This window comes from Mumia spirodelae, assembly GCF_050632745.1.
In the GTDB taxonomy this organism is placed as follows: domain Bacteria; phylum Actinomycetota; class Actinomycetes; order Propionibacteriales; family Nocardioidaceae; genus Mumia.
Genome location: NZ_JBODSD010000005.1, coordinates 355,874 through 373,603, shown reverse-complemented (window position 1 = coordinate 373,603; position 17,730 = coordinate 355,874). Strand labels below are relative to the sequence as shown.

Here is a 17,730-nt window from a genome sequence, read left to right as displayed (position 1 = left end):
CTCCTGTTGGTTTGCCCCAAAGGAGGTTAACCGGGCGATTTGACGCGCTTCTCACCGGCTCAGTACGGGATGCGCAGCGTCGCCCGGACCGGGTTGTGGTCGGAGGCGAACGGGACGCGGTAGAGCTTGCCCTTCAGACGGACGACCACCTTGAACGCCGAGACGCCGATGCCGGGCGAGACGTAGACGTGGTCGACGTGGTGGTGGGTGCGCCACGGACGGCGACGGAGCTGGTTGGCGCTGTTGTAGCTGCCGTACCTGCGGACCCGGGCCACGGCGAACGCGTCGCGGGCCCCGGCGAGCCGGCGCATCGCCCGGCGCGGCGCGTCGAAGGTGTACTTGTGCGCGCCCGAGGAGTTGTAGTCGCCGGCCCAGACGATCGGCCAGGTCGCGCCGTGGGCACGCCGCACGGCGAGGGTGTCGTTGATGAGGTTGCGGGTCTGGCGGTAGCGCTTGAGGTCCTTCGCGCGGCCCGGACCGTTGATGAGGTGGGCCGAGACCACGAGGAACTGCGCGCCCGTCGCCTTCTCGGTGAGGAGCTGGTAGCAGGCGTAGTCGGCGTCGGCCGAGTACGAGCGGTCGAGCCGGATGCGGCCCGAGACCGCGTGCGACCCCGAGAAGCGGGTGGGGTCGTAGAGGATGCGTGCCCGCGCGTCGCGGACGAGGGTGCCCTTGATCTTGGCGCACTGCGCGTTCGACCGGAACCGGTGCTTCACCTTCCGGTAGAGCGACGGGAAGTTGGTGTTGCCGTTGGACTCCTGCAGCCCGACCACGTCGAAGCCGCTGCGCAGGATCTGCGACGCCACCCGGTCGCGGCGCTTCGCCGTCCAGGGCAGCGGGTGACCGTCCCGGTGGACGTTGTACGACCCCACGCGGACCGTCGTCCGGCCGGTGACGCGGGCGGCCGCTGCGGGGGCGGTGGCCAGGGCGGAGCTGGTGGCGGCCTCGGCCGTGGCCGGTGCCGTCGGCGTGAGGCCCGGCGCGACGAGCCCCGCGACCACGGTCGCCGCGGCGGTCAGGACGAGGGAGAACCGGGAGATTTCCGTCATATCGCCATGCGATACCCAAACAGGCCCTGGCGCAAACCGTCGGCTGCGCCGCAGCTCCAGAGCGCCCTCCGCGGCCGGCCTAGGCGTCCAGGTCACGGAGAGCGTGCTTGCGCACCTTGCCGGAGCCCGTGCGGGGGAGGTCCTCGACCTCGTGGACATGGACCGGGACCTTGTACGACGCGAGCCGCGTCCGGAGGAACGCGCGCAGGTCGTCAGGATCGAGCGACGCGCCGGGGCGGGCGACGACGTACGCTGCGCCGACCTCACCCCAGCGTTCGTCCGGGACGCCGATCACCGCTGCCTCCGCGACTCCTGGGTGCTCGAACATCGCGGCCTCCACCTCCGCGGGGTACACGTTCTCCCCGCCCGAGATGTACATGTCCTTCACCCGGTCGACGATCGTGAGGTAGCCGTCGGCGTCGACGGTCGCGACGTCCCCGGTCCGCAGCCAGCCGTCCTCGGTGAACGCTGCCGCGGTGGCGTCCGGGCGGCCCCAGTAGCCGGGACTGACGTTGGGGCCGCGGACGAGGACCTCGCCCGGCACCCCGATGCCGACGTCCTCGAGGTCGGGCGACGCGACGCGGACGTCGACGAAGAAGCAGGGCGTCCCGGCGGTGCCGAGCCGGCTCACGCTCTGCTCGGGGCGCAGGAAGGTCGCCCCCGGTGCGGTCTCGGTCATGCCGTAGCCCTGGCAGAACACCAGCCCCCGGTCCTGGTACGCGCGGATCAGCGCCTCCGGGACAGGTGCGCCCCCGGACATCAGCGTCCGGAGGGAGGAGAGGTCCGCGGTCTCCCAGCGCGGCGAGCGGGTGAGCCCGGCGAACATGGCGCTCACCCCGAACATCCAGGTGACGCGCTCCTGCTCGACGAGGTCGAAGCAGGCCTCGACGTCCCACGACGGCATGATCACCGAGGTCCCACCCTTCAGGAAGGTCGGCAGGAACGTCTGGTCCAGCGCGGCGACGTGGAACAGCGGCGCGCTGACGAGCGTCACCTCGTCGCCCGCCACGTCGACGTCGATCAGCAGGTTGAGGGTGTTCCAGTGCAGGTTGTCGTGGGTGAGCACCGCTCCCTTCGGACGCCCGGTCGTCCCGGAGGTGTAGAGGACGAGTGCGGGGTCCGACGGTGCGACCGGGACGTCGATCGGGGGTGAGCCGCTCGGCGCGAGAACCTCCTCGTACGAGACGGCTCGGCCGTCGTGCGGGTCGCGCGCGATGCGCGTCCCCGCCCAGGCGAGGGAACTGGCGACCGCGGCGTTCTCCGGCGCGATCACCAGCACGGAGGCCCCGACGTCGTCCAGGGTGTAGTCGAGCTCGGGGGCCGCGAGGCGCCAGTTGAGGGGGACGAACACCCCGCCGAGGACGTGCGTGGCGAACATCGTCTCGACGAACGCAGGATGGTTCGGGCCGAGGTACGCGACGCGGGCGCCGGCCTCGACGCCACGCTCGCGCAGCCCGTGAGCGAGCCGGGTCACCCGGTCGTGGAGCACCGCGTACGTCGTGCGCTCGCCGCGGTGGACCAGCGCCACGGCGTCGGGCGTGGACCGCGCTCGACGCGCTGGCCAGGCACCGATCCCTCGGTTGTGCACGGCGGGCCTCCTCGGACGACTCAGGCGTACTGGCGGTAGATCGCCTCCGCGACGGCCGCGGGCTTGGACGATCCCTCGATCTCGACGGTGAAGTCGACCTTCATCTGGACGCCTCCGGAGACGTCCTCCACCGAGGCGACGCGCCCTGCCAGCCGGATCCTGGAGCCGACGGGGACGGGCGCGGGGAACCGCACCTTGTCGAGCCCGTAGTTCACGCCCATGGAGACACCCTTGATCTCCAGCAGCGCGTTGAACAAGGGGATGATCAGCGCGAGCGTGAGATAGCCGTGGGCGATGGTCCCGCCGAAGGGCCCGTCCGCCGCGCGCTCGGGGTCGACGTGGATCCACTGGTGGTCGTCGGTGGCGTCGGCGAACGTGTCGACGCGCGCCTGGCTGATCTCGAGCCAGTCGCTCGTGCCGAGGTCGGTGCCGGCCAGGGCCTTGATCTCGTCGATCCCGTGGACGGTGAGGGTCATCGTGCGTCCTTCGTCGTGTCGTCGGTGGGGGCTGGAGCAAGTCCCAGGAGGCGCGAGGCGTTCTCCTTCAGGATCTTGGGGCGGACCTCGGGCCGGATGTCGAGCTGCTCGAACGCGGCGAGCCACCGGTCGGGCGTGATCACCGGGTAGTCGGACCCGAACAGCACCTTGTCCTGCAGGAGCGTGTTGGCGTAGCGGACCAGCTGCGGCGGGAAGTACTTCGGGGACCACCCGGACAGGTCGATGTGGACGTACGGCTTGTGCGTCGCCACGGCGAGCGCCTCGTCCTGCCAGGGGAAGGACGGGTGGGCCAGGATGACGCGCAGCTCGGGGAAGTCGACCGCGACGTCGTCGACGAGCATCGGGTTCGAGTGCTTGAGCCGGATGCCCCCGCCGCCGGGGACGCCCGCGCCGATGCCGGTCTGGCCGGTGTGGAAGAGCGCGACCGCGCCCAGCTCCTCGATCACCTCGTACAACGGGTAGGCCAGGGGGTCGTTCGGCGAGAACCCCTGGATGCTCGGGTGGAACTTGAAGCCGCGTACGCCGTGCTCCTCGACCAGCCGCCGCGCCTCCGCAGCGCCGGCCCTGCCCTTCCACGGGTCGATGCTGGCGAACGGGATCAGCACGTCGGCGTGCCGCGCGCAGGCAGCGGCGACCTCCTCGTTGGAGATCGCGCGGTGGCCTGTCGCGTGCTCCGCGTCGACGGTGAACGTGATCGCGAGCATCCGGCGCTCGCGGTAGTAGGCCGCGGTCTCGTCGATCGTCGGCTGGCGGTGCGCCTCGGACGTGAAGTAGTCCGCCGAGGCAGCGAACAGCGCCGGGCTGAGCGAGCCGTGCCCCTCGGCGTCGATCTCCACGTGCGTGTGGACGTCGATGGCGGTGACCGCGTCGAGGTCGTACGACGGCCCGCTCATGCCTGGGGGGCCTTCGGAGCGGGGACCCCGTACGTCTCCGGCTCGGCACCGACTCCGGTGCTCCACGCTGCGGCGATCTCGTCGGCACTCCACCCGCCGTCGCGGAGGGCGACGCTCTTCTCCTGCGGGTGCGCCCACAGGGCGAGCCGGTCGCCGCCGATCCCGATCGCCTGGCCGGTGATCCCCCTCGCGGCGTCGGAGGCGAGGAAGACGACGAGCGAGGCGACGTCCTCGACGGTGCCCAGTCCCTCGTCCTTGCGCATCCATGCGGGCAGGTCGCCTCCCGTGCGCTCGGCCTCCTCGATGGCGGGGCCGAACGCGGGGATCGTCTTGGTCATCTCGGTGGCGGCGACCGGGACGACGGCGTTGACGTCGACGCCCGCCCGCGCCAGCTCCATCGCCCAGGTGCGGGCCATCGCGACGATGCCGGCCTTCGCGGCCGCGTAGTTCGTCTGCCCGACGTTGCCGCGCTGGCCGGCGGGGGAGGAGACCAAGACCAGGCTCCCGCCCTCGCCCTGCTCGCGCATCCGGCGGGCGGCGGCTCGAGCGCAGGTGAACGTGCCGCGCAGGTGCACGTCGATCACGGCGTCGAACTCGTCGTCGGACATCTTCCACAGCATGCGGTCGCGCAGGATGCCGGCGTTGGTCACCATGACGTCGAGGCGGCCGAACGTCTCCACGGCGGCGGCGACGAGCGCGTCCGCCGTCGCGGTGCTGCCGACGGCGGCCACGACACCGACCGCGCGACCCCCGGCGCGCTCGACGGCCGCGACGGCCTCGTCCACGAGGTTCTGCTCGACGTCGTTGACGACGACCGAGGCGCCGGCGGCGCCGAGCGCCTCGACGTAGGCGCGCCCGAGCCCGCGCCCGCTCCCGGTCACGACGACGGCTCGTCCGGACAGGTCCATGGGCTCGCCTCTCGTGGATGCCATGACCTCGGCAACGGTAGGCACATCGACGACGAGCGTCAAGAATGTGTCCGATCTCGCTCGGAGCGACTACCCTCGCGCTGTGACGACCACGGACGGTGACGCGCTGCCCGACGGACTGCGCCCGCAGTCGGTCATGTTCAGCTTCCTCGGGATCTACGTGCTCGGCTCGGGTGTGCTCGTCTCGACGGGCAGCGTGATCGACGTCATGTCACGCGTCGGAGTGTCGGAGGAGGCGAGCCGGACCACGCTCGCGCGGATGGCGCGACGCGGGCTGCTCGAGCGCCACCGGCGCGGACGCCAGGCCTACGTCGGGTTGACGCCACGCGCGGTCGACGTCCTCGAGGACGGTCGCCGGCGGGTGTGGGAGCGGGGGGCGGTGGACGTCGCCTGGGACGGAAGCTGGAGCCTCGTCGGGTTCTCCCTCCCCGAGGAGCGGCGCGCCGAGCGCAACGCGTTCCGTGCGCGTCTGGTCTGGGAGGGCTTCGGCATGCTGCAGCACGGGCTGTGGATCGCTCCGGGGCGCCGGGACCTCGACGTCGTCCTCGGCCCGCTCGCCGGCGACCGTCAGGTGACGACGATGACGTCGCGCTCGGCCGGCGTCACCGACGACCGCGAGCTGCTCGAGCGCGCGTTCGACCTCGACGGGATCGCGCGGCGCTACGCGTCCTTCGTCCGGCGGTGGGAGCGCGACGCGGTCGTGCCGGGTCTGTCGGACGACCTCGCGCGCCAGCTCGTCCTGCACACCGACTGGTTGCAGGTCGTGCGCGAGACCCCACGTCTTCCCGCGCCGCTGCTGCCGCAGCAGCCGGTCGCCGGGCAGGCCGAGCGGCTCTTCCGCACGCTCGCCGCGGCGTACGAGGCGTCGGCCGCGGTGGTCGCCGCCGAGCTGCTCGACGTGGTGGAGCCAACCGCCGCAGGCGAGTGAGCCTCAGCTGGCGTCGTCGGCGCCGGCGATCACCCGCGCGAGGAGGCCGCGCAGCGTCTCGCGCTCGCGCTCGTCGAGGTCGCGCAACACCTGGTCCATGGCGCGCCGAACACGCTCCCGGGCGTCGGCGTGCAGCGCCCGGCCGGCGTCCGTCGCGGCGATGACGCGTGCGCGCCGGTCGCTCGCGTGGGGGCGGCGCTCGACCAACCCCCGATCGGCGAGGTCGTCGACGAGGGGGACGATCTGGCTCGGGTTCAGGCTGAGGGCGTCGGCGACGTCGCGCTGGGTGATGCCGTCCGCCGTCGCCGCCATCGCGAGGACCGAGTAGGTCCGCGCCCGCAGGTCGAGCGCGGCCAGCGCCTCGTTGGCGCGACGGGACGTGCGCGCGCGGGCGATGGACAGGAGGAAGCCCACGTCCTCGCGCAGATCGCCCTGCGCGGTGGCTGTGCTGCGCTCGCTCGTCATCGGTCCTCCAACTCGATCAGAAAATGAATCATTGACAATCTTAACTAACCTTCGGCATCGTGTGACCTACGCCACACGGAGAAGGGTCAGTGCGCCATGAACAAGATCGGTGTCACCGCAGCAGTCTGCCTCGCCCTCGCCTTGACCGGCTGTGGAGGAGACGGCGGCGACGGGGACGACGGGGACGGGCCCCGCCAGGTCACCGTCGGGATGCTCCCCATCGTGCCGACCGCCGCGCTGTACGCCGGGATCGACCAAGGCTTCTTCGCCGACCACGACATCGAGCTCGAGATCGAGACCGGCCAGGGCGGTGCGGCGCTGCTCCCGGCCGTGATGTCGCAGGAGATCGACTTCGCGACCAGCAACCCGGTCTCGCTGCTCACGGCACGCGACAAGGGGCTCGACGTCGAAGCGGTCAGCCACTGGACGTCCGAGCACGAGGACGCGGCGGACTCGATCAACGCGGTCATCGCGGCCAAGGACTCGGGGATCACGAGCGCCAAGGACCTCGAGGGCAAGACCGTCGCGATCAACACGGTCCAGAGCATGGGCGACCTGACGATCCGCGAGGCGGTCCGCAAGGACGGCGGCGATCCCGACACGGTGGAGTTCATCGAGCTCGGCTTCCCCGACATGCCCGCCGCGCTGGCGAAGGGCAACGCCGACGCCGTCTGGGTGCCCGAGCCGTTCATGAGCGGGCTCCTCGCCGAGGGCAACCAGCTCGTCACCAACCCTTGCCTGGTCGCCGCCCCCGGCATGCCCACGCAGCTGATGTTCACCTCCGCCACCTTGGCGGAGAAGGACCCTGACCTCGTCGAGGACATGACGGCGGCGCTCGAGGAGACCCTGCAGTACGCGGAGGACAACCCGGACGCGGTGCGCGAGAAGATCCCCGAGGTCAACCCCAACATCAAGGCCGACACGGCCGCGAAGATCAAGCTGGAGGCCTTCGGCACCGACATGCGCGAGGCGCAGCTCGAGCAGATCGGCGCGCTGATGGAGGACGAGGGGTGGATCGAGAACGAGCCCGACGTCAGCGGCCTCCTGGGCAGCGGGGAGTGATGACCGTGACCCGCCACCAGCGCCGTACCCTCGCTGCGTCCCTCGCCGTGGTCGCCGCGTTCGCGCTCGTGCTGTCGACGGTCACGCCCGCAGCGGCCTCCGGGCGCGACCCGCGGCACGACGGTCACGCCCTCCCGCAGCTCGCGCCCGCCCGTCCCGGGACGCTCACGACCTGCGAGGCGCTGGCCGCCTTCGCGCACCCGCGCACCACGATCACCATGGTCGAGCGGGTTCCTGCCGGGACCCTCACGAACGCCGGAGCGCCGGTCGGTGAGCACTGCCTGGTGCGGGGCAGGATGAACGAGCGGACCAGCGACGTCGACGGTCAGACCTACGCGATCGGCTTCGAGGCACGGCTGCCGGTCCAGTGGGCCGGACGGTTCCTCTACCAGGCCAACGGAGGCATCGACGGCAACGTCGTGCCCGCCACGGGCAGCATCACCGGCGGCCAGCTGGAGAACGGTCTCCAGCTCGGCTTCGCAGTGCTGAGCTCGGACGCCGGGCACAGCGCGGCCCAGAACCCGCTCTTCGGACGCGACCCGCAGGCGCGCCTGGACTACGGCTACGCGGCCGTCGGCACCGTGACGCCGATGGCGAAGCGGCTGGTCGCGGCGGCGTACGGGCGTGGTCCCGACCGGTCGTACATCGCCGGCGGCTCGAACGGTGGTCGTCACACGATGGTCGCGTCCGCCCGCTACGCCGACCAGTACGACGGGTTCCTCGCCGTCGCTCCGGGGTTCAACCTGCCCAAGGCGGCCGTCGCCCAGCTGTGGGGCGCCCAGCAGTGGGCGACGATCGCGACCACGACCGCCGACCTCGAGACCGCGCTGCCGGTCGAGGAGCGCGAGGTGGTCGCCGCGGCGATCCTGCGGCGCTGCGACCGGCTCGACGGACTGGCCGACGGTCTGGTCCAGGACAGCGCCCGCTGCCAGCGCGTGCTCGACCTGCGTCGCGACGTGCCGACCTGCGCCGACGGTCGCGACGGCACGTGCCTGACCCGAGAGCAGAAGCGCGTCGTGCAGCGGGTCTTCGACGGCGCCCGCGACAGCCGGGGCCGCGCGCTCTACCGCTCGTTCCCGTTCGATCCCGGGATCGTCCAGCCGGGCTGGGCGGCCTGGAAGTTCCGCAACTCCGTGCAGCTGGACCCGGCGGCCGTCGGGTTCATCTTCTCCACGCCGCCGGCCGACGTCGGGATCCTGGCGGACCTGCGTGCCTACGCGCTCGCCTACGACGTCGACACGGAAGCACCGAAGATCTTCGCCAGCGACGACGTCTATGCCGAGAGTGCGATGTCGTTAATGACGCCACCTGACCCCACCGACCTCGGTACGCTGCGCGACCGGGGAGCGAAGATGATCGTGGTCCACGGAGCGGCCGACGGCGTCTTCTCGCCCGACGACACGGCGTCGTGGTACGAGGGGCTCGAGCGGGCGAACCGTCAGAGGGCGGACCGCTTCGTCCGCTACTTCGAGGTCCCGGGCATGGGACACGTCCGCGGAGGACCCGCCACCGACCAGCTCGACGGCCTCGCCGCGATCGTGGCCTGGGTCGAGCACGGTGACGCTCCTGACCGGATCATCGCCTCCGCCCGTGGCCAGGGCAATCCCGGCGGCGTCAACCCCGACGTTCCGGCCGACTGGGCACCTGACCGCACGCGGCCGCTCTGCCCGTACCCGGCGATCGCGCGCTACACGCGAGGCGATCCCGAGGACGCGTCCAGCTTCGTCTGCCGGGGCCGAGGCGTCGCCACCCGCGGTCACTGAGGCCCGTCGACCTCCGCGCGCAGGCGCGCGAACTCCTCGGCGAGCCGGGGGAGCGTGAAGTGGGCGTTGAGCCCGCTGGGGTTCGGCAGCACCCACGTCCGTGCCCCGCCGATGCGGCGGTCCTGCGGCCCGATCGCCGCGGCGGGCTCCGCGTACGCCGCGCGGTAGCCGGTGATGCCGAGGACCGCGACCCAGCTGGCGCCCGCCCGTGCGGTGCGGTCCTCCAGCGCGCGTCCGCCCTCGGCCAGCTCCTCGCGCGTGAGCTCCGCCGCGCGAGCGGTCGTCCGGGCCACGAGGTTGGTGATGCCCAGACCTCGGTCGAGCAGGGCATCCCGCTCCCACGGCTCCAGGCGGCGGTCGGTGAAGCCTGACAGGTGCAGCGCCGGCCAGAAGCGGTTGCCCGGGCGGGCGAAGTGCAGCCCTGTCGCGCCGGAGTAGAGCCCCGGGTTCAGCCCGCAGAACAGCACGCGCAGCCTCGGGCGCACCCAGTCCGGGATCGTGCGGCCCTCGGCGGCCGCGATCTCCGCCGGGGTCGGCCTCGGGGGCCGTCCTGAGCGGTCTGCGTCCATCGTGCCGTTCTCCCGTGTGCCCGCGTTCTCGGTAGCGTGCCGCCATGGCATACCTGGCGGTCAACTATCCCGCGCCGATCCCGGTCGGTCACGTCGTCGAGGTCACCGAGTACGAGGACACCCGGCCCGAGAAGAAGCGTCGTGGCTTCGACATGGGCGAGGCCTTCCGTCACCCCGCGCTGCAGGATCTCGACACCGGGATCCGCTACCTCAACCACGTGCACGTGAGTCGTGGGGGCAACGGCGGGAACTCCTTCACGCCCAACAAGTACCCGCTGCAGCCGCGTACGGACCTCTCGGTCGCACGCGTGTGGCGGGCGCGCGTCGCCGCCTGCACGCTCGTCAACGTCGAGGGCCTGGACACCCAGCACACGATGCTCGAGCTGACCGCGGAGGAGTGATCCGCGCTGCCCGCACGCGTCAGTGGTCCCGAAGGAGCACGCCCGATCCCTCGACCCGGTCCTCGATGCCGTGCTGGCGCAGCGCGTGCCAGAGCGTGGCGGCGTTGATCGCGACGACCGGCTTGGCGAGCTCGGCCTCCAGCGCCTCCGACAGCCCGACGAACGACAGGTTCGTGCCGACCTGGACGATCGCCTCGACGTCCGGCCCGTCGAGCTGCGCGACCACCTCGCGCAGCCGCTGCTCGCCGACGCGAGCGATGTCGGTCGCCGTGGCGCAGCGCAGCCCGGTGATCGCGGCGACGTCGAAGCCGGCCTCGGTGAAGAACCGGCCCACCTCCACGTCGGCGACCGGTTGGTACGGCGAGAAGACCGCGATCCTCCGGACCTCGAGCTCCTCGAGCGCCGCCCGGCACGCACTGGCACCCGTGGTGACCGGCAGCCCCGTGGCCTCGCGCAAGCGACGCTCGAACGCCGCGTTGCCCGCGACGCCGCCCCAGAACGTCTCGGCCGACATCCCCATCACCAGCCGGTCGGGCTCGGCCGTGAGCGCGTCGCGCACCGCGGCGTCGATCGAGGCGCGGATCTGCACGAGGAGCGCCTCGAAGCCGACGTCGCCGTCCATCGACGGGTCGGCGATGTGCATCGACCCGGCACGGAACGCGACGCCCTCGACACCGGCTCGCCAGTAGTCGTGCTCGACGACGGTGTTGGTGCTCGGCACGATGACGCCGAAGACGGCGCGTGGTCCTACGACGTTCGTCACGGCGGGAGACTACCGTTCCGATCAGCGCAGGAAGGAGCGTGACCCGTTGAGCCAGCGCACGATCGGGATCGTCGGCGGAGGCATCGTCGGCCTGGCCGTCGGCCGCGAGATCGCCCGTCGGCACCCCGACGACCGGGTCGTGGTCCTCGAGAAGGAGGACCGTCTCGGCGCCCACCAGACGGGGCACAACTCCGGGGTCGTGCACGCGGGGATCTACTACCGGCCGGGGAGCCTGAAGGCACGGCTGTGCACCCGGGGCCGGAGCCTGCTGAAGGAGTTCTGCGCCGAGCACGGCATCGCGTACGACGAGTGCGGCAAGCTGGTCGTCGCCGTCGACCCGTCCGAGATGGGGCGCTTCGACGCGCTCGAGAAGACCGCCCGCGAGAACGGCGTGCCGGGGCTGACCCGCGTGGATGCTGCGGGGATCGCCGAGCTCGAGCCGTACGCCACCGGCATCGCCGCGCTGCACTCGCCGGCGACCGCGATCACCGACTACGGCGGCGTCACCCGGGCGCTGGCCGACGACATCGTCGCCGCCGGCGGCACCGTCCACCTCTCGACGGAGGTCACCGGGATCGCACGCCGCGCCGGCGCGGTGTCCGTGACCGCCGGGTCGCAGACCCACCGCGTCGACCGGCTGGTGATCTGCGCGGGGCTGCAGAGCGACCGCGTTTCGCGGCTGGCCGGGGGAGCGGCGGGGCCGCGCATCGTCCCCTTCCGTGGCGAGTACATGGCGGTCGTCGGGGCCAAGCGCGAGTACGTGCGCGGCATGATCTACCCGGTGCCCGACCCGCGCTACCCCTTCCTCGGGGTCCACTTCACGCGTCGGGTCACCGGCGAGCTCGAGGTCGGGCCCAACGCGTTCCTCGCGCTGAGCCGGCAACGGTACGGCCGCGTCTCGATCACGCCGCGCGACCTCGGTGACACGCTCGCCTGGCCGGGCTTCTGGCGCTTCGCGGGGGAGCACTGGCAGACCGGGATCACCGAGGTCCGCGGCGTGCTGTCGAAGAGGGCGTACATGAAGGACGCCCGCCGCTACGTCCCGGCGATCGGGGCCGCCGACGTGAGGCGCAGCGGTCTCGGTCTGCGGGCGCAGGCCGTCGATCGCGACGGCTCGCTCGTGGACGACTTCGTCATCGACCAGCGCGACGGCGTCACGGCCGTCCGCAACGCGCCCTCGCCGGCCGCGACGTCGAGCCTGGCGATCGCCGAGCACGTCGTGGACCGGCTCGAGCTGGGCCGCTGACCGTCACGACAGGGCTCAGACCGGGGTCACCGGCGCCTGCAGCATCCCCGTGATCGCGTCGACGAGCGCGACGGTCGTCGCGCGGCGCTCGCGGTCCACCGGTGCTCCGTCGGCGACCGCCCGCTCACGCTCGGCGTTCATCTGGGTGAGGAGGTGCCGCATCATCGTCGCCCGCGCCCGCCAGACGTCCGGGGGGACCGCCTCGAGGTGGCGTCCGATCCCCGCGACGACGACGCGCACGCTCTCGTCGTCGGCGGTCTCGCGGTCGACGAGCGAGCGGAGCGCCGGGTCGGTCGAGAGCTGGGCGGTGAACCGGGCGTACCAGGTCTGGTCGCCGAGGTCGTCGAGGTGCTCCGCGACCGGCTCCACGAGGCACGCCACCCAGTCGCGCAGGTCCGCCGTGTCGTCCATGTCGTCGAGCATCCGGCGGCGGATCGTCGCGATCGCGGCGGAGTGCCGCTGGGCGATGGCGCGGACGAGATCCGTCTTCGTCCCGAAGTGGTAGCCGACCGCAGCGTTGTTGCCCTGCCCCGCTGCCTCGCTGATCTGGCGGTTGGAGACGTTGGCGATCCCGTGCTCGGCGAAGAGGCGCTCGGCGGTGGACAGGATGGCCTCCCGGGTCGCGGCTGCGCGGCTGTCGCGGGTCGTGGTTCTGGTCACATCCACCTCGTTCGTCGGGGCACGGTGCCACTCTAGCCGCTTGAATAAGTCAAGCAGTTGACTTAAAGTCGCTCCGTTAGCCGTACGCCCCCTCCGAGGAGCTCCATGTCCACCGCCACATCCACGCCCGACGCGGCGCGTCACGAGGTCCCGCCGCGGGCGAGCTCGACCATCGTGGCCGTGCTCGCGTTCTCGGGCATCGTCGTCGCCCTGATGCAGAGCATCGTGATCCCGCTGATCCCGGAGCTGCCTCGTCTGCTCGACGCCGACGCCTCCGACACCGCCTGGGCCGTCACGGCGACGCTGCTCGCCGCGGCGGTGGCGACGCCGACCGTCGGCCGCCTCGGTGACATGTACGGCAAGCGCCGGATGCTGCTCGTCAGCCTGGTGCTCCTGATCGCGGGCTCGGTCGTGGCGGCGCTGAGCACCACGCTCGTGCTTCTGATCGTCGGTCGGGTCCTCCAGGGGCTCGCGTCCGGCGTCATCCCGCTGGGGATCAGCATCATGCGCGACGAGCTGCCGGCCGAGAGGCTCGGGAGCGCGGTCGCGCTGATGAGCGCCTCGCTCGGCGTGGGAGGCGCGCTGGGCCTGCCCGCAGCGGCTCTCCTCGCGGACCACTTCGACTGGCACGTCCTCTTCTGGGTCGCCGCAGGGCTCGGTGTCGTCGCGCTCGCGCTGGTCGTCTTCCTCGTTCCCGCGGCGGACCTGAGCAGCGGAGGACGGTTCGACCCGGTCGGCGCCCTCGGGCTCTCGGTCGCGCTCATCTGCGGACTCCTCGCGATCTCCAAGGGGGGCACCTGGGGCTGGGACTCCGGGCGCACGCTCGGCCTCGGTGCAGCGTCGGTCGTCGTCCTCGTCGCCTGGGGGTTCTGGGAGCTCCGCACCTCCGAGCCGCTGGTCGACCTGCGCACCTCGGTGCGCCGCCAGGTGCTGCTGACCAACGGCGCGTCGGTGATGTTCGGGTTCGCGATGTTCGCGATGTCGCTCGTGATGCCGCAGATCATCCAGCTCCCGAAGGAGACGGGCTTCGGCTTCGGGGGCTCCATGCTCGACGTCGGTCTGGTCATGGCGCCGTCCGGTCTGGTGATGATGGCGGCCGCACCGCTGTCTGCGCGGATCTCGCGGGCCTCGGGTCCGAAGGTCTCGCTGATGATCGGTGCCTTCGTCGTGGGGTGCGGCTACCTGACCAACATCGTCCTGATGAGCGCGGTCTGGGAGCTGGTGCTCGTCTCGTGCATCATCGGCGCGGGCACCGGTCTTGCGTACGGGGCGATGCCCGCGCTCATCATGAGCGCGGTCCCGTCGAACGAGACGGCCGCCGCGAACAGCCTCAACACGCTGATGCGCTCGATCGGCACGTCGATCGCCAGCGCGGTGGCGGGGGTCATCCTCGCCGAGCTGACGCTCGACCTCGGCGGTTATGCCGTGGCGTCGCAGGACGCCCTCCGCCTCGTGATGGGCATCGGTGCGGCAGCCGCGTTCGTGGCGCTCGTGATCGGCGCGTTCCTCCCGCGCCGCGAGGCGGGTGCCCCGGTGGCGCACCACTGATCCTGTGAGGGGCGGCGACCGCGTGACGCGGACGATCAGGCGACACCGGGCGCAGGGGCTCCGAGAGCTCGCGCTCGTGGCGGTCCTGTACGTCGGCTACTCCGTCACGCGGCTCGCCGCCGGCGACGACGTCCACGCCGCGAGGGAGGTGGCGACGCAGATCGTGCAGGTCGAGGGCTGGTTCGGCCTCGACCTCGAGCACCCTCTCGCGACGTGGACGAGCGCCCACGAGGTCGCGGCGGTCGCGGCGTCGGGCTTCTACGCCTTCGCGCACTACGTCGTGACCGCGGCCGTGCTGCTGTACGTCTGGTTCCGGCACCGCGCGCTCTACCCGTGGGCGCGCAACGTGCTCGTGATCGCGACGGTCGCCGCGCTCGTGGTCTACCTGCTGATGCCCACCGCCCCGCCGCGCTTCATGGCCGGCTATCCCGACGTCCTCGTCGAGACGGCGCCGTGGGGCTGGTGGGGCAGCACGCCCGGTCCGTCGGGGAGCGGCGGAGTCACCAACGAGCTCGCGGCGATGCCGTCGATGCACGTCGGCTGGGCGGTGTGGGTCGCGGTGACGCTGCGCCGCTGCTGGCCGGGACCCGCGGGGCGCGCGGTGTGGGCGTACCCCGTCCTCACGGCGCTGGTCGTGGTCGCGACCGCGAACCACTGGCTGGCCGACGCCGTGGTCGGCGCCGTCTTCGTCGTGGTGGCGGCCGTGGCGACCGAGCGTGCCGCCGACCTCAGCGCAGCGTCCCCAGCTCCTGCTCCCCGTCGCCTCCGTAGTAGTCGCGCAGCAGCGCGTCGGCGACGCGGTCGCCCCACGCCTGGAGCCGGCGCCGACCGGTCTCGCCCCGGCCTAGCAGGCGGTAGCGGACGGTGTTCTCCGCGAACGTCGCAGCCGTCGCCCACGGCGGACGCACCGGCAGGCCGAGCTCGTGCATGCTGCGCACGCCGAGGAACGCGGTGAGCATCGACAGCGTCCGCTCCCGGCGGAACGCCCCCTGCGGCAGGTCGCCCAGGGTCTGCGTGATCGCCTGCGCAAGCTGCGGGCCCGCGTCGGAGATGTCGGCCTGGGCACGGACGAGGTGGTAGTTGAGGCGGTGACGCTCGCGCTCGTCGTCGACGAGCCACGCGTCGTCGACGCCCATCAGCCACCCGACGTACTTCCACAGGTGCATGACCGCGCGTGACTCGTCGCGGGTGACCGGGACGCCGAGCGCCCGCACGCCGATCAGGAGGACGCCGTCGAAGAGCCCGAGCGTGGCGGCCTGGTCGGTCTGGTTGATCGGCAGACCCCAGCGCGCGACGTCCCAGTCCCGCTCGAAGGCGTGGTTCACGAGGGCGTGCATGGCGCGCACGTGGACCGTGAGACGCCAGCCCTCGCCGTACGGGAGGAGGGCGTCGGGCTGGGCGAGGGCGACGGCCCACTTCTGCGTCTCCGCGAGACGGCGTCGGGTCATCTCCCCGGTGAGGCCGCCGGTGGCGACGAGGAGGTCGGTCGGTCCGCCGAAGCGGTAGCCGCCGATGAGCGACAGCTGCAGGAGCACGTCCGCCGCGTTGCGCCCGAACCGGCGCTGGACCCGGCCCGCCTCGGCGATGAGATCGAGGTTGACCCAGTCCGGCGTGGCCTCGACCGCGGCGAAGAAGTCGGCCAGCGCAGGGGACTCGGCCGGGGCCGTCGGGTCGGCCAGGCGCACGGCAAACTCGCGCATCGCGACCCGCCCGGGCTCACCTGCTCGCATCCGCATCGCGTCGGCGAGGCGGTGCCCGACCTCGTCGCGCTCGAGGAAGCCGGCACCGATCCGCTCCATGAGGTCCTCGTCGACCTCGGTGACGCGCCCGAACAGGCGCAACGGCTTCGCGATGCGGGCCCCGCGCTCCTCGGCCTCCCGGAACCGGCTCGGGACGGCGGGCGTGCGGGGCGTGGGCGGGGTGCTGTCGAGCGTCGTCATACCGCCATCCTGACGCGAGTCTTTGCTCGCATACCACTCGCGTCAGGAGGGTCACGCCAGTGACGCGACGACCCTCGCCACCGCGTCGACGGTCCGGTCCACGTCCTCCTCGGTGGTGGCCCAGCTCGACACCGAGCACCGCAGGACGGCGCGGCCCTGCCACACGGCCGGCGTCAGCACCGCGGTGCCGTCGGCCAGGATGCGGCGGCCGGCCTCCGTCGTACGGCGGTCGTCGTCGAGGCGGAGCATCACCTGCGTGTACGCCACGTCGTTCGCCACGGTGACCCCGGGCACCTCGGCGAGGCGTGCGGCGAACCGTGCCGCGCGGGCGGCGAGCGTGTCGACGAGGTCGGCGAGCCCGCTGCGGCCGAGGCTGCGCAGTGCGGCCCAGACGGTGAAGCCCCGCGCCCGTCGGGAGAACTCCGGGACGAGGTCCATCGGGTCCTCGCTCGAGCCGGTGATGTAGTCGGCGGCGATCGCGAACGCCTCGACGAGGTCGGTACGGCGGCGGACGAGCGCGACCCCGCAGTCGTACGGGACGTTGAGCGTCTTGTGCGCGTCGGTGGCCCACGAGTCGGCACCGTCGATCCCGGCCGTGAGGTGCGCGAGCCCGGGGCTGGCGGCCGCCCAGAGACCGAAGGCGCCGTCGACGTGGACCCACGCTCCCGCGGCCTTCGCGATCGGGATCAGCGCCTCGAAAGGATCGAACGCACCGGTGTGGACCTCGCCCGCCTGGAGCGACACGATCGCCGGCCCGGCGGTGGAGGAGAGCGCGGTCTCCAGCGCCCCGGGCCGCATCCGCCCGTCCGCGTCGGCGTCGACGAGCACGAACGCGTCGCGGCCGAGCCCGAGGTAGCGCGCGGCGAGGTCGAGGGTGTCGTGACGGTGCTCGCCCACGACCAGCCGGATCGGTGGGGATCCGGCGAGCCCCCGCTGCGCGACGTCCCAGCCGACGTCGGCGAGCACGCGGTGCCGGGCGGCGGCCAGCCCGGTGAAGTTCGCCATCAGCCCGCCGGTGACGAACCCGGCGGCGGTGTCCTCGGGCAGTCCGAGCGCCTCGGCGATCCAGCCGCCCGCCGTGCGCTCCGCCGCGGCGGCGGCCGGGGTGAGGGAGGTGAGGGCGCCGTTCTGGTCCCACACGGAGGTGAGCCAGTCGGCGCCGAGCGCGGCGGGCAGCTCCCCGCCGATCACGAACCCGAAGAACCGTCCGCCGGCGATCGCCGCGAGGCCGGGATCTGCCAGCCGGGCCAGGGCGTCGACGACGCTCGACGCGTCCTCGCCCTGCTCGGGAAGCGGTCCGCCGAGCGCGTCGAGCATCTCCTCGTACGAGGCCGTCGGCCACACCGGACGGGACCCCAGACCGTCGAGGAAGTCCCGAGCGCGCGCGTGCGCGGTGTCGAGTGCGCTGGTCCGGTCGTCCATGAGTCCC

At 72.4% G+C, this 17,730-nt stretch carries 17 protein-coding genes and 1 pseudogene; 7 read left to right on the top strand and 11 right to left on the bottom strand.

From position 1 onward, the window contains the following. Window positions 1-59: 59 nt before the first annotated feature. From ACQSSQ_RS21935 to ACQSSQ_RS21915, 5 genes are all read right to left on the bottom strand, one after another. Entirely contained in the window at window positions 60-1,049 is a 990-nt protein-coding gene (locus ACQSSQ_RS21935) for an endonuclease/exonuclease/phosphatase family protein (protein WP_431329272.1), read from the bottom strand. A gap of 79 nt (window positions 1,050-1,128) precedes the next feature. After that, window positions 1,129-2,637 carry an acyl-CoA synthetase gene (locus tag ACQSSQ_RS21930; protein ID WP_431329271.1) on the bottom strand — a complete coding sequence of 503 codons (1,509 nt, stop codon included), beginning with the start codon at window positions 2,635-2,637 and terminating at the stop codon, window positions 1,129-1,131. Window positions 2,638-2,657: 20 nt separating this feature from the next. After that, complete coding sequence (locus ACQSSQ_RS21925) at window positions 2,658-3,113, bottom strand: MaoC family dehydratase (protein ID WP_431329270.1); 456 nt, start codon at window positions 3,111-3,113, stop codon at window positions 2,658-2,660. Beyond that, a complete protein-coding gene (locus ACQSSQ_RS21920) occupies window positions 3,110-4,027 on the bottom strand; it encodes an amidohydrolase family protein (RefSeq protein WP_431329269.1) in 918 nt (305 codons plus the stop codon). Before ACQSSQ_RS21920 ends, ACQSSQ_RS21925 begins: the two co-directional genes overlap by 4 nt. After that, window positions 4,024-4,959 carry an SDR family oxidoreductase gene (locus ACQSSQ_RS21915; RefSeq protein ID WP_431329268.1) on the bottom strand — a complete coding sequence of 312 codons (936 nt, stop codon included), beginning with the start codon at window positions 4,957-4,959 and terminating at the stop codon, window positions 4,024-4,026. Before ACQSSQ_RS21915 ends, ACQSSQ_RS21920 begins: the two co-directional genes overlap by 4 nt. A 79-nt stretch (window positions 4,960-5,038) precedes the next feature. Between ACQSSQ_RS21915 and ACQSSQ_RS21910 the strand changes: the two genes are divergently transcribed. Further along, window positions 5,039-5,884, top strand: coding sequence for a PaaX family transcriptional regulator (locus tag ACQSSQ_RS21910; RefSeq protein ID WP_431329267.1), 846 nt, complete (start codon window positions 5,039-5,041; stop codon window positions 5,882-5,884). A gap of 3 nt (window positions 5,885-5,887) precedes the next feature. Here ACQSSQ_RS21910 and ACQSSQ_RS21905 read toward each other — a convergent pair whose 3' ends face one another. Beyond that, window positions 5,888-6,349, bottom strand: coding sequence for a MarR family winged helix-turn-helix transcriptional regulator (locus ACQSSQ_RS21905; protein ID WP_431329266.1), 462 nt, complete (start codon window positions 6,347-6,349; stop codon window positions 5,888-5,890). A 96-nt stretch (window positions 6,350-6,445) separates the two neighbouring features. Here ACQSSQ_RS21905 and ACQSSQ_RS21900 point away from each other — a divergent pair, with 96 nt between their 5' ends. Further along, entirely contained in the window at window positions 6,446-7,411 is a 966-nt protein-coding gene (locus ACQSSQ_RS21900) for an ABC transporter substrate-binding protein (protein ID WP_431329265.1), read from the top strand. Continuing rightward, window positions 7,411-9,174, top strand: a complete 1,764-nt coding sequence (locus ACQSSQ_RS21895; RefSeq protein WP_431329264.1) for a tannase/feruloyl esterase family alpha/beta hydrolase — start codon at window positions 7,411-7,413, stop codon at window positions 9,172-9,174. The genes ACQSSQ_RS21900 and ACQSSQ_RS21895 overlap by 1 nt, the downstream gene beginning before the upstream one ends. Here the strand turns inward: ACQSSQ_RS21895 and mug are convergent. Then, on the bottom strand, window positions 9,168-9,743 hold the full coding sequence (gene mug / locus ACQSSQ_RS21890; RefSeq protein WP_431329263.1) for a G/U mismatch-specific DNA glycosylase: 576 nt from the start codon (window positions 9,741-9,743) through the stop codon (window positions 9,168-9,170). The genes ACQSSQ_RS21895 and mug overlap by 7 nt on opposite strands. Window positions 9,744-9,787: 44 nt before the next feature. On the opposite strand from mug, the gene ACQSSQ_RS21885 reads away from it, so the two are divergent. Then, window positions 9,788-10,144 (top strand): hypothetical protein, encoded by a 357-nt coding sequence (locus ACQSSQ_RS21885; RefSeq protein ID WP_431329262.1) that lies wholly within the window; start codon window positions 9,788-9,790, stop codon window positions 10,142-10,144. Between the two features lie 19 nt (window positions 10,145-10,163). Here ACQSSQ_RS21885 and ACQSSQ_RS21880 read toward each other — a convergent pair whose 3' ends face one another. Continuing rightward, window positions 10,164-10,907, bottom strand: coding sequence for a maleate cis-trans isomerase family protein (locus tag ACQSSQ_RS21880; protein ID WP_431329261.1), 744 nt, complete (start codon window positions 10,905-10,907; stop codon window positions 10,164-10,166). A gap of 46 nt (window positions 10,908-10,953) precedes the next feature. Here ACQSSQ_RS21880 and lhgO point away from each other — a divergent pair, with 46 nt between their 5' ends. Continuing rightward, window positions 10,954-12,153 (top strand): L-2-hydroxyglutarate oxidase, encoded by a 1,200-nt coding sequence (gene lhgO, locus ACQSSQ_RS21875; protein ID WP_431329260.1) that lies wholly within the window; start codon window positions 10,954-10,956, stop codon window positions 12,151-12,153. Between the two features lie 15 nt (window positions 12,154-12,168). On the opposite strand, the gene ACQSSQ_RS21870 is transcribed toward lhgO, so the two are convergent. After that, entirely contained in the window at window positions 12,169-12,813 is a 645-nt protein-coding gene (locus tag ACQSSQ_RS21870; protein WP_431329259.1) for a TetR/AcrR family transcriptional regulator, read from the bottom strand. Between the two features lie 105 nt (window positions 12,814-12,918). Here ACQSSQ_RS21870 and ACQSSQ_RS21865 point away from each other — a divergent pair, with 105 nt between their 5' ends. Beyond that, window positions 12,919-14,361, top strand: a complete 1,443-nt coding sequence (locus ACQSSQ_RS21865; protein ID WP_431329258.1) for an MFS transporter — start codon at window positions 12,919-12,921, stop codon at window positions 14,359-14,361. After that, a pseudogene (locus ACQSSQ_RS21860) lies at window positions 14,339-15,055 on the top strand (phosphatase PAP2 family protein); the annotation flags it as partial. The gene ACQSSQ_RS21865 and the pseudogene ACQSSQ_RS21860, both read left to right, overlap by 23 nt. Window positions 15,056-15,089: 34 nt before the next feature. Here the strand turns inward: ACQSSQ_RS21860 and ACQSSQ_RS21855 are convergent. After that, the gene (locus ACQSSQ_RS21855) at window positions 15,090-16,301 is read right to left on the bottom strand and encodes an oxygenase MpaB family protein (RefSeq protein WP_431329257.1); all 1,212 of its coding nucleotides are present in this window, start codon (window positions 16,299-16,301) and stop codon (window positions 15,090-15,092) included. A gap of 51 nt (window positions 16,302-16,352) precedes the next feature. After that, complete coding sequence (locus tag ACQSSQ_RS21850; RefSeq protein WP_431329256.1) at window positions 16,353-17,723, bottom strand: pyridoxal phosphate-dependent decarboxylase family protein; 1,371 nt, start codon at window positions 17,721-17,723, stop codon at window positions 16,353-16,355. Window positions 17,724-17,730 lie beyond the last annotated feature (7 nt).

Coding starts and splice junctions, on each gene's coding strand:
- ACQSSQ_RS21935 (WP_431329272.1), bottom strand. CDS start 1,049: ATGACGGAAATCTCCCGGTTCTCCCTCGTCCTGACCGCCGCGGCGACC.
- ACQSSQ_RS21925 (WP_431329270.1), bottom strand. CDS start 3,113: ATGACCCTCACCGTCCACGGGATCGACGAGATCAAGGCCCTGGCCGGC.
- ACQSSQ_RS21920 (WP_431329269.1), bottom strand. CDS start 4,027: ATGAGCGGGCCGTCGTACGACCTCGACGCGGTCACCGCCATCGACGTC.
- ACQSSQ_RS21915 (WP_431329268.1), bottom strand. CDS start 4,959: ATGGCATCCACGAGAGGCGAGCCCATGGACCTGTCCGGACGAGCCGTC.
- ACQSSQ_RS21905 (WP_431329266.1), bottom strand. CDS start 6,349: ATGACGAGCGAGCGCAGCACAGCCACCGCGCAGGGCGATCTGCGCGAG.
- ACQSSQ_RS21900 (WP_431329265.1), top strand. CDS start 6,446: ATGAACAAGATCGGTGTCACCGCAGCAGTCTGCCTCGCCCTCGCCTTG.
- ACQSSQ_RS21895 (WP_431329264.1), top strand. CDS start 7,411: ATGACCGTGACCCGCCACCAGCGCCGTACCCTCGCTGCGTCCCTCGCC.
- mug (WP_431329263.1), bottom strand. CDS start 9,743: ATGGACGCAGACCGCTCAGGACGGCCCCCGAGGCCGACCCCGGCGGAG.
- ACQSSQ_RS21885 (WP_431329262.1), top strand. CDS start 9,788: ATGGCATACCTGGCGGTCAACTATCCCGCGCCGATCCCGGTCGGTCAC.
- ACQSSQ_RS21865 (WP_431329258.1), top strand. CDS start 12,919: ATGTCCACCGCCACATCCACGCCCGACGCGGCGCGTCACGAGGTCCCG.
- ACQSSQ_RS21855 (WP_431329257.1), bottom strand. CDS start 16,301: ATGACGACGCTCGACAGCACCCCGCCCACGCCCCGCACGCCCGCCGTC.
- ACQSSQ_RS21850 (WP_431329256.1), bottom strand. CDS start 17,723: ATGGACGACCGGACCAGCGCACTCGACACCGCGCACGCGCGCGCTCGG.